The sequence below is a fragment of the Rahnella sp. CJA17(1/100) genome (assembly GCF_963881615.1).
In the GTDB taxonomy this organism is placed as follows: Bacteria; Pseudomonadota; Gammaproteobacteria; order Enterobacterales; family Enterobacteriaceae; genus Rahnella; species Rahnella aceris.
The window spans coordinates 222758-230288 of record NZ_CAWOJA010000093.1 but is presented as its reverse complement, the minus strand read 5'-3'; the positions used below and the strand labels follow the sequence as shown (position 1 = coordinate 230288).

7 protein-coding genes are annotated in these 7531 nt (G+C 49.4%); 3 read left to right on the top strand and 4 right to left on the bottom strand.

All coding sequences use genetic code 11. The features are described 5' to 3' along the window. Positions 1-175 precede the first annotated feature (175 nt). Genes pmrB through dacB form a run of 3 tightly spaced genes read right to left on the bottom strand, consistent with a single transcriptional unit; the run spans position 176 to position 3380 of the window. Positions 176-1267 (bottom strand): two-component system sensor histidine kinase PmrB, encoded by a 1092-nt coding sequence (pmrB, locus tag AACU55_RS25705; RefSeq protein WP_013573809.1) that lies wholly within the window; start codon positions 1265-1267, stop codon positions 176-178. Beyond that, positions 1264-1926 carry a two-component system response regulator PmrA gene (gene pmrA, locus AACU55_RS25700; protein WP_013573810.1) on the bottom strand — a complete coding sequence of 221 codons (663 nt, stop codon included), beginning with the start codon at positions 1924-1926 and terminating at the stop codon, positions 1264-1266. The genes pmrB and pmrA overlap by 4 nt, the downstream gene beginning before the upstream one ends. A gap of 20 nt (positions 1927-1946) precedes the next feature. Next, positions 1947-3380 carry a serine-type D-Ala-D-Ala carboxypeptidase gene (gene dacB, locus AACU55_RS25695; RefSeq protein ID WP_134706418.1) on the bottom strand — a complete coding sequence of 478 codons (1434 nt, stop codon included), beginning with the start codon at positions 3378-3380 and terminating at the stop codon, positions 1947-1949. Between the two features lie 281 nt (positions 3381-3661). Between dacB and greA the strand changes: the two genes are divergently transcribed. Further along, on the top strand, positions 3662-4138 hold the full coding sequence (gene greA, locus AACU55_RS25690; RefSeq protein WP_134706417.1) for a transcription elongation factor GreA: 477 nt from the start codon (positions 3662-3664) through the stop codon (positions 4136-4138). A gap of 180 nt (positions 4139-4318) precedes the next feature. Here greA and yhbY read toward each other — a convergent pair whose 3' ends face one another. After that, positions 4319-4615, bottom strand: coding sequence for a ribosome assembly RNA-binding protein YhbY (gene yhbY, locus AACU55_RS25685; RefSeq protein ID WP_013573813.1), 297 nt, complete (start codon positions 4613-4615; stop codon positions 4319-4321). 182 nt (positions 4616-4797) lie between these two features. Between yhbY and rlmE the strand changes: the two genes are divergently transcribed. Beyond that, the gene (rlmE, locus tag AACU55_RS25680) at positions 4798-5427 is read left to right on the top strand and encodes a 23S rRNA (uridine(2552)-2'-O)-methyltransferase RlmE (RefSeq protein ID WP_013573814.1); all 630 of its coding nucleotides are present in this window, start codon (positions 4798-4800) and stop codon (positions 5425-5427) included. Positions 5428-5483: 56 nt separating this feature from the next. Then, on the top strand, positions 5484-7427 hold the full coding sequence (ftsH, locus tag AACU55_RS25675; RefSeq protein WP_037034239.1) for an ATP-dependent zinc metalloprotease FtsH: 1944 nt from the start codon (positions 5484-5486) through the stop codon (positions 7425-7427). The last annotated feature ends 104 nt before the right edge of the window (positions 7428-7531 follow it).

The following is a 7531-nucleotide window of genomic DNA, read 5'->3' as shown; positions in this document are numbered from 1 at the left end:
TACAGCAACGCAGCGATGCTAAAACTGCCCTCGAGACGTGAGCGTGAATATGTCAGGGAAGTGAGAGAAAAAAGGTCGAAATATCCCTTAAAAAACAATGCCGGTCACCTTAAGTGACCGGCATTAGCCATTGGCAGCCTTTTTCTTTTTGATCGCGTGTTAATCGGAGCGTGAATTAACGGGTGTCTGGTGAAAGTGTCAGCGAGCTTTGTAATGCAACATCCGGTAGCCAGCATTGTGCGCTGAGGCCAGTGTTGCCGGGGCGATTTCGCAATGTCAGCGTACCGCCATGCAGGTGCGCAATCCGCACCACAATATTTAAGCCCAGGCCGCTGCCTCCATAACGTTGGTCGACGCGCTTAAAAGCCTGTGTCAGTTCACTGGCCTTCGTTTCATCAATACCCGGACCGGCATCGTCTATCTTTATCAGGAATCCGTTGTCTTGCGGTGCAATTGTGATGCCGATGTCGCTATTTTCAGGCCCGTAGCGGTAAGCATTTTCGACCAGATTGCGTACCATTAAACGTAGCAGCACAGCATCCCCCTGAATTTCAGCACGAGGCGGCAGGTGTATTTTCAAGTTTTGACCGCGTTCACTGAGCATTTCACACAGCTCTTCTCTGAGCGGCTCAACGACGTTACTGATCAGGTCAACCTGCTGATATTCGCCTTTGGCAAAATTCTGTCCGGCGCGGGCAAGCATAAGTAACTGCTCTATGGTATGCATTAACTGGTCGATGCGGCTTATCAGAGTATCGCTGCCTTCTACGCCTTTTTTGTGCATTATTTCCAGATGCAACCGGACGCCTGCCAGTGGAGTGCGCAACTCATGAGCCGCATCCGCAGTGAACAATCGTTCCTGCTGAATGGTGCTGGAGAGACGAGAGAAAAGCTGATTCAATGCATTCGTCACGGCCACAATCTCCCTGGTTTCGCTGTTGAGTGGCAGGGGAGAGAGGTTATCGGCTGAACGGGTCTCCAGTCGTTTTTGTAACTGGTTAAGAGGCCGGATAATCCAGCTGATGGCCCAAAAGGACAGTACCAGAGTAATACTCATCATGAGTAAGGAAGGGGCAATCAGTGAAGCAATGGCTTCTGCAATTTCTTTCTCAACGTGCGCGTTACGGACTTTGGCTGACAGGGTGTCATTGACCAGCAGGTTAATTTGTTCCTGGCTCTCGTGCCAGAGCCAGAAAATACTGATGAGCTGAGTCACGAACAAGATCAGAGCCAGCATAACCAGAAGGCGGCGGCGCATACTGGTCATACGATTATTTCCAGCCTGTAGCCGATACCACGTACAGTTCTGATGACTTCTTTACCCAATTTGCGGCGCAGATTATGAACATGTACCTCAAGCGTATTGGAGCCTAAATCATCCTGCCAGGTATAGAGATCTTGCTGGAGCAACTCGCGGTTTACAGTCTGTCCGGCACGCATCATCAGTCGTGACAAAATCGCGAACTCTTTGGGCGTGACCTCTACCGGCGCATCATTGAGATAAGCCTGCTGAGAGGAGAGATTGATTTTCAGGTTGCCGACGGAAATCTGGTTGTCACTCTGCCCCTGATAACGGCGGATCAGGGCGCGGACACGGGCCTGTAATTCGACTAAGGCAAAGGGTTTAATCAGATAGTCATCGGCACCGGCGTCAAGGCCATCGACGCGGTCTTCAAGTGCATCGCGGGCGGTAAGAATCAACACGGGCAGGGAAATACTTTGACGTCGCCACTGGCGCAGCAGCGTTGCGCCATCTTTGTCTGGCAATCCTAAGTCCAGGATCACCAGACTGTACTGACTGGTTTGGATCAGACTCTGCGCCTCGGCCGCGGTTGACGCGCAGTCGCAGGCATAATTTTCACTGGTAAGTGCCAGCGTTAATCCCTGCCGTAAAAGTTCATCATCTTCAACTATCAGCAGTTTCATCGTCTGGCACTTCTCCGTGGTTAATTATTTTGGTAGATATCCCTGTAGAGACGGCTTTCAAAGCGCACCAGCGGCGCACGCCGTGTACGTTGATCTTCAGGGGGAACAGCATAGCCTGAAAGGAACTGCACAAAGGCCATACGCTGTCCGCTGGCTGTGGTGATGAAACCTGCCAGATTATATACGCCAGACAGTGAACCGGTTTTTGCCGATACTTTGCCGTCGACACCCGCTTCATGCAGACCACCGCGGTACTGTAAGGTTCCGTCATGGCCAGCTAAAGGCAACATCGAAATAAAATCTAATTCTTTATCGTGCTGGGCAATATATTGCAGCACCTGCATCATTGTGGCCGGTGACAATAAATCATGGCGTGAAAGGCCGGAGCCATCAACCTGAATCGAGTTACCCAAATCCACGCCTGCTTTCTGACGCAAAATTTGACGGATAGCATCTGAACCTGCCCGCCATGTTCCCGGTACGCCAAAACGCTGATGACCAATCGTACGGAAGACCGTATCAGCGATCATGTTGTCTGATTTCTTAAGCATCTGATGCAGCAAATCATGCAGGGGCGCTGATTGCGTTTGCGCCAGAACCGTACCTGCTGGTGTCGGCTGGGTTTGACGTTTCAGGGTGCCGTCAATCTGGATATCTGCCTGCAACAGCTCATCTTTAAGAATCGCACCGGCATAACTGGCACCATCCTGAATAGCAAAAGCCAGTGGCAGAGGCTCGCTGCGTTGAGTCAGACAACCAGTGAGTGTATATCGGTTGAATTCACCCGGGACGACATCCAGTTCGCAATACTGCGCATCCGGAGAGCCTTTTGCCAGTGTGCGGACTTCACTGAACATATGCACTGGATAATAAGAGGCTACGCGAATAAACGCGTTCTCGTCAGGTTTAGGCGCGCTATAGAGAGATACCGAGAAACAGTTTCTGTCGACAATTGCGGCTGCTGGGGGAGCGCTGAAGCACTGGGTGATATCGTTCCATGGCCATCCGGGAGCTTTGTCATGGCTTGCAAACACTGAGGTGTTAATGACCACATCGCCAGTGATTTCTTTGACGCCCTGTTTTTTCAAAACAGCGACCATATTCCGAATATTCTGGCGTTTCAGGGTCGGGTCACCAGAAAACCGAGCGACCAGATCTCCCTTGAGAACTCCGTCAGAAACAGAACCCGATGTTTCTAGTGTAGTGGTGAAACGGAAATCAGGCCCCAACTGCAACAGCGCAGCCAGCGCCGTCAGAATCTTCATAGTACTGGCAGGCAGTGCCATCTGGGTACCGTGATAATCGATCACAGGCGCAGGGGCGCCAATTTTCTGTACCAGCACCGCCAGATTCGTGCCATCAGGCAGATATTCTGTGTAATTTTCGATCTGAGCCGCATTTGTATTCAGAACAAACGCGCATGCTAATCCACTGACAATTCGTAAAAAACGCATTATTTTGAGTAAAGGCTCTGAGTAACGGCAGGATAATGTGGTGCCATACTACGATGCTACGAACCAAGGCGCAACGTGGCTGAAAGTAAACGATGATCCTCAAGGAACTCTACGTTAAAATACGAATCAAACTGCGAAATGATTCCTGGCCTGGTGGCAACGCCGGGTGAGGTTTTTTTTGTTTTTCGCCAGAGAGTCGGTCAGAAGAACTGGCTTAATTTCTTACCTGATTCAATCAGGACGGTGTTTACCGAAAGGACCAAGTTAGAGGTAATAAATATATGAAACCGATTCCGATGACGTTACGTGGCGCAGAAAGATTACGTGAAGAACTGGACCATCTGAAGAGCGTCCGTCGCCCGAAAATCATTTCTGATATCGCGACCGCACGTGAGCATGGTGATTTGAAAGAGAATGCTGAATACCATGCTGCGCGTGAACAGCAGGGTTTTTGTGAAGGCCGTATCCAGGAAATCGAAGCTAAGCTTTCGAATGCTCAGGTTATTGATGTGACCAAAATGCCCGAAACCGGCCGCGTCATTTTTGGTGCGACAGTGACTGTGATGAACCTGGACACTGAAGAAGAACAAAAATACCGCATCGTGGGTGATGACGAAGCAGATTTTAAGCAAAATCTGATTTCTGTGAATTCCCCGATTGCCCGCGGTTTGATTGGCAAAGAGCAGGATGATGTTGTTGTCATCAAAACGCCTGGCGGCGATGTTGAGTTTGAAGTATTGAAGGTCGAATACCTCTAAAATCTGCATTAAAAAGGGCGAAACGTGATGTTTCGCCCGATAATTCTCACATTCATGCAGTGAATTGCTTCACAGTAAATTGAAAACTAAAGTAAAAAGGCCTGCTCAGACCTTCCCCTGAACGTGATTTCGTGGCACCTTTCCGAAAATCTACAGCGCTTTTCGTTAAACCTTAATGGATTAACGCGGTAAGATAATTTTGCGGTCTTCGGTGGAAGGGCGATAAAGTACCAGCATATTGCCGATGACTTGCACATTACACGCCTTGGTTTCACGCACAATCGCGTCTACGATCAAAGACTTCGTTTCGCGTTCTTCTGCCGCGACTTTAACCTTGATCAGTTCGTGATGTTGCAGCGCCTGTTCGATTTCGGCGAGCACACCCTCAGTCAGCCCGTTGTTGCCCAGCATAACAACCGGTTTCAGGGGATGCGCGAGGCCTTTCAGGTACTGTTTTTGTTTATTGTTAAGATTCATCGTCTTTTTTGCTTAAGTTGGGATTGAAAACGGGTCATTCTACCGCCATCTCATGTATATCACCAACCCGGACTGCTTCGGGGAGGGAATAATACTGACTTAGCCATAGACGTCATGATGCTAACAGCTTGTTCCAAAAGCTCTAACTCAGGGTGGTTGGAAAACTATATGGTTACTAAATAATGTCTAATAAAAAGCGTTCTGCAAGTTCCAGTCGCTGGTTGCAGGAACACTTTAGCGATAAATATGTGCTACAGGCACAGAAAAAAGGGCTGCGTTCCCGTGCCTGGTTTAAACTTGATGAAATACAGCAAGGCGATAAGCTGTTTAAACCGGGTATGACGGTGGTTGATTTAGGAGCAGCTCCTGGTGGTTGGTCACAGTATGTGGCGACGCAGATCGGTAACAAAGGGCGAATTATTGCTCTTGACCTTTTACCTATGGATCCTATTGTTGGAGTCGACTTCCTTCAAGGGGATTTTCGTGATGAATTAGTTCTCAAAGCGCTGCTTGAACGCGTGGGAGAAAGTAAGGTTCAGGTGGTCATGTCCGATATGGCCCCTAATATGAGCGGTACTCCGGCAGTCGATATTCCAAAATCGATGTATCTGGTTGAATTAGCATTGGATATGTGTCGGGATGTATTAGCACCAGGCGGAAGTTTCCTGGTGAAGGTGTTTCAGGGAGATGGCTTTGATGAATACCTGCGGGAAATTCGCTCCCTGTTTACGAAGGTGAAGATTCGTAAGCCAGACGCTTCCCGAGCACGTTCGCGAGAAGTGTACATCGTAGCGACAGGGCGGAAACTGTAGTTCCCTAACGCTGTTTGTTAACACAGTTGTAATATGAGGTTAATCCCTTGAGTGACATGGCGAAGAACCTGATCCTCTGGTTAGTCATCGCAGTTGTATTGATGTCTGTATTTCAGAGTTTTGGTCCCAGCGAATCTAATGGTAACAAGGTAGATTACACTACCTTTACAACCGAAGTGGCCCAAGACCAGGTCCGTGAAGTACGTATCAATGGACGTGCGATTGACGTTATCAAAAAAGACAGCAGCAAATACACAACCTATATTCCGGTTAATGATCCTAAATTGCTGGATACGCTGCTGAGCAAAAACGTAAAAGTTGTTGGTGAACCGCCTGAACAGCAGAGTTTCCTGGCGACTATCTTCATTTCATGGTTCCCGATGCTGCTTCTGATTGGCGTCTGGATATTCTTTATGCGACAGATGCAGGGTGGCGGTGGCAAAGGCGCAATGTCCTTTGGTAAAAGCAAAGCCCGCATGCTGACGGAAGACCAAATCAAAACTACGTTTGCTGACGTTGCAGGTTGTGACGAAGCGAAGGAAGAGGTGAGCGAGCTGGTTGATTACCTGCGTGAACCAAGCCGTTTCCAGAAACTGGGCGGTAAAATTCCTAAAGGCGTTCTGATGGTGGGTCCTCCGGGTACGGGTAAGACCTTGCTGGCTAAAGCCATTGCCGGTGAAGCCAAAGTCCCGTTCTTTACGATTTCGGGTTCTGACTTCGTTGAAATGTTCGTCGGTGTGGGTGCATCACGTGTCCGTGACATGTTCGAACAGGCGAAGAAAGCGGCTCCATGTATCATCTTCATCGATGAAATTGACGCCGTTGGCCGTCAGCGTGGTGCAGGTTTAGGCGGTGGTCATGATGAACGTGAGCAAACCCTGAACCAGATGCTGGTTGAGATGGATGGTTTCGAAGGTAACGAAGGTATTATCGTTATTGCCGCGACCAACCGTCCGGATGTTCTGGACCCTGCGTTGCTGCGTCCGGGCCGTTTTGACCGTCAGGTTGTTGTCGGCTTGCCAGATGTCCGTGGCCGTGAACAGATCCTGAAAGTTCACATGCGTCGTGTTCCGCTGGCGACAGATGTTGATGCTTCTGTGATTGCCCGTGGTACACCAGGATTCTCTGGTGCTGACCTGGCTAACCTGGTCAACGAAGCTGCACTGTTCTCTGCTCGTGGTAACAAACGTGTGGTGTCGATGGTCGAGTTCGAAAAAGCCAAAGACAAAATCATGATGGGTGCTGAGCGCCGTTCCATGGTAATGACCGAATCGCAGAAAGAGTCCACTGCATATCACGAAGCGGGACACGCCATCATTGGCCGCCTGGTTCCTGAACATGACCCAGTGCACAAGGTGACCATTATCCCTCGTGGCCGTGCATTAGGTGTGACTTTCTTCCTGCCCGAAGGTGATGCGATCAGCGCCAGCCGTCAGAAACTCGAAAGTCAGATTTCTACCTTATATGGTGGCCGTCTTGCTGAAGAGATTATTTACGGTGTGGAAAAAGTGTCTACCGGTGCGTCTAACGATATCAAAGTAGCCACGTCGATTGCCCGTAACATGGTTACGCAGTGGGGCTTCTCAGATAAATTAGGTCCGTTGCTGTATGCGGAAGAAGAAGGCGAAGTCTTCCTCGGTCGTTCAGTCGCGAAAGCTAAGCATATGTCTGATGAAACCGCCCGTATCATCGATCAGGAAGTTAAGTCTCTGGTTGAACGTAACTACGTTCGTGCGCGTACTCTGCTGATGGAAAACATGGATATCCTTCATTCAATGAAAGATGCCCTGATGAAGTATGAAACCATCGATGCACCGCAAATTGATGACCTGATGAACCGTACTGAAGTTCGCCCGCCAGCTGGCTGGGACGATGCTAACGGCAAAAACGGTAACAGCAACTCCAATGACGGCGGTACGCCAAAAGCGCCAACGCCTGTCGACGAACCTCGTACGCCGAATCCTGGCAACACGATGTTTGAGCAATTCAGCGGCAAGTAAGAGGCTGATTGGAAAATAATGCTGATGACACTCAACCCCGGGCTTGCCCGGGGTTTTTTATGCGTGCATTCTTTGCCTCGGAATTTGAAAAGCCTTTATTGATT

Coding starts and splice junctions, on each gene's coding strand:
- pmrB (WP_013573809.1), bottom strand. CDS start 1,267: ATGACCAGTATGCGCCGCCGCCTTCTGGTTATGCTGGCTCTGATCTTG.
- pmrA (WP_013573810.1), bottom strand. CDS start 1,926: ATGAAACTGCTGATAGTTGAAGATGATGAACTTTTACGGCAGGGATTA.
- dacB (WP_134706418.1), bottom strand. CDS start 3,380: ATGCGTTTTTTACGAATTGTCAGTGGATTAGCATGCGCGTTTGTTCTG.
- greA (WP_134706417.1), top strand. CDS start 3,662: ATGAAACCGATTCCGATGACGTTACGTGGCGCAGAAAGATTACGTGAA.
- yhbY (WP_013573813.1), bottom strand. CDS start 4,615: ATGAATCTTAACAATAAACAAAAACAGTACCTGAAAGGCCTCGCGCAT.
- rlmE (WP_013573814.1), top strand. CDS start 4,798: ATGTCTAATAAAAAGCGTTCTGCAAGTTCCAGTCGCTGGTTGCAGGAA.
- ftsH (WP_037034239.1), top strand. CDS start 5,484: ATGGCGAAGAACCTGATCCTCTGGTTAGTCATCGCAGTTGTATTGATG.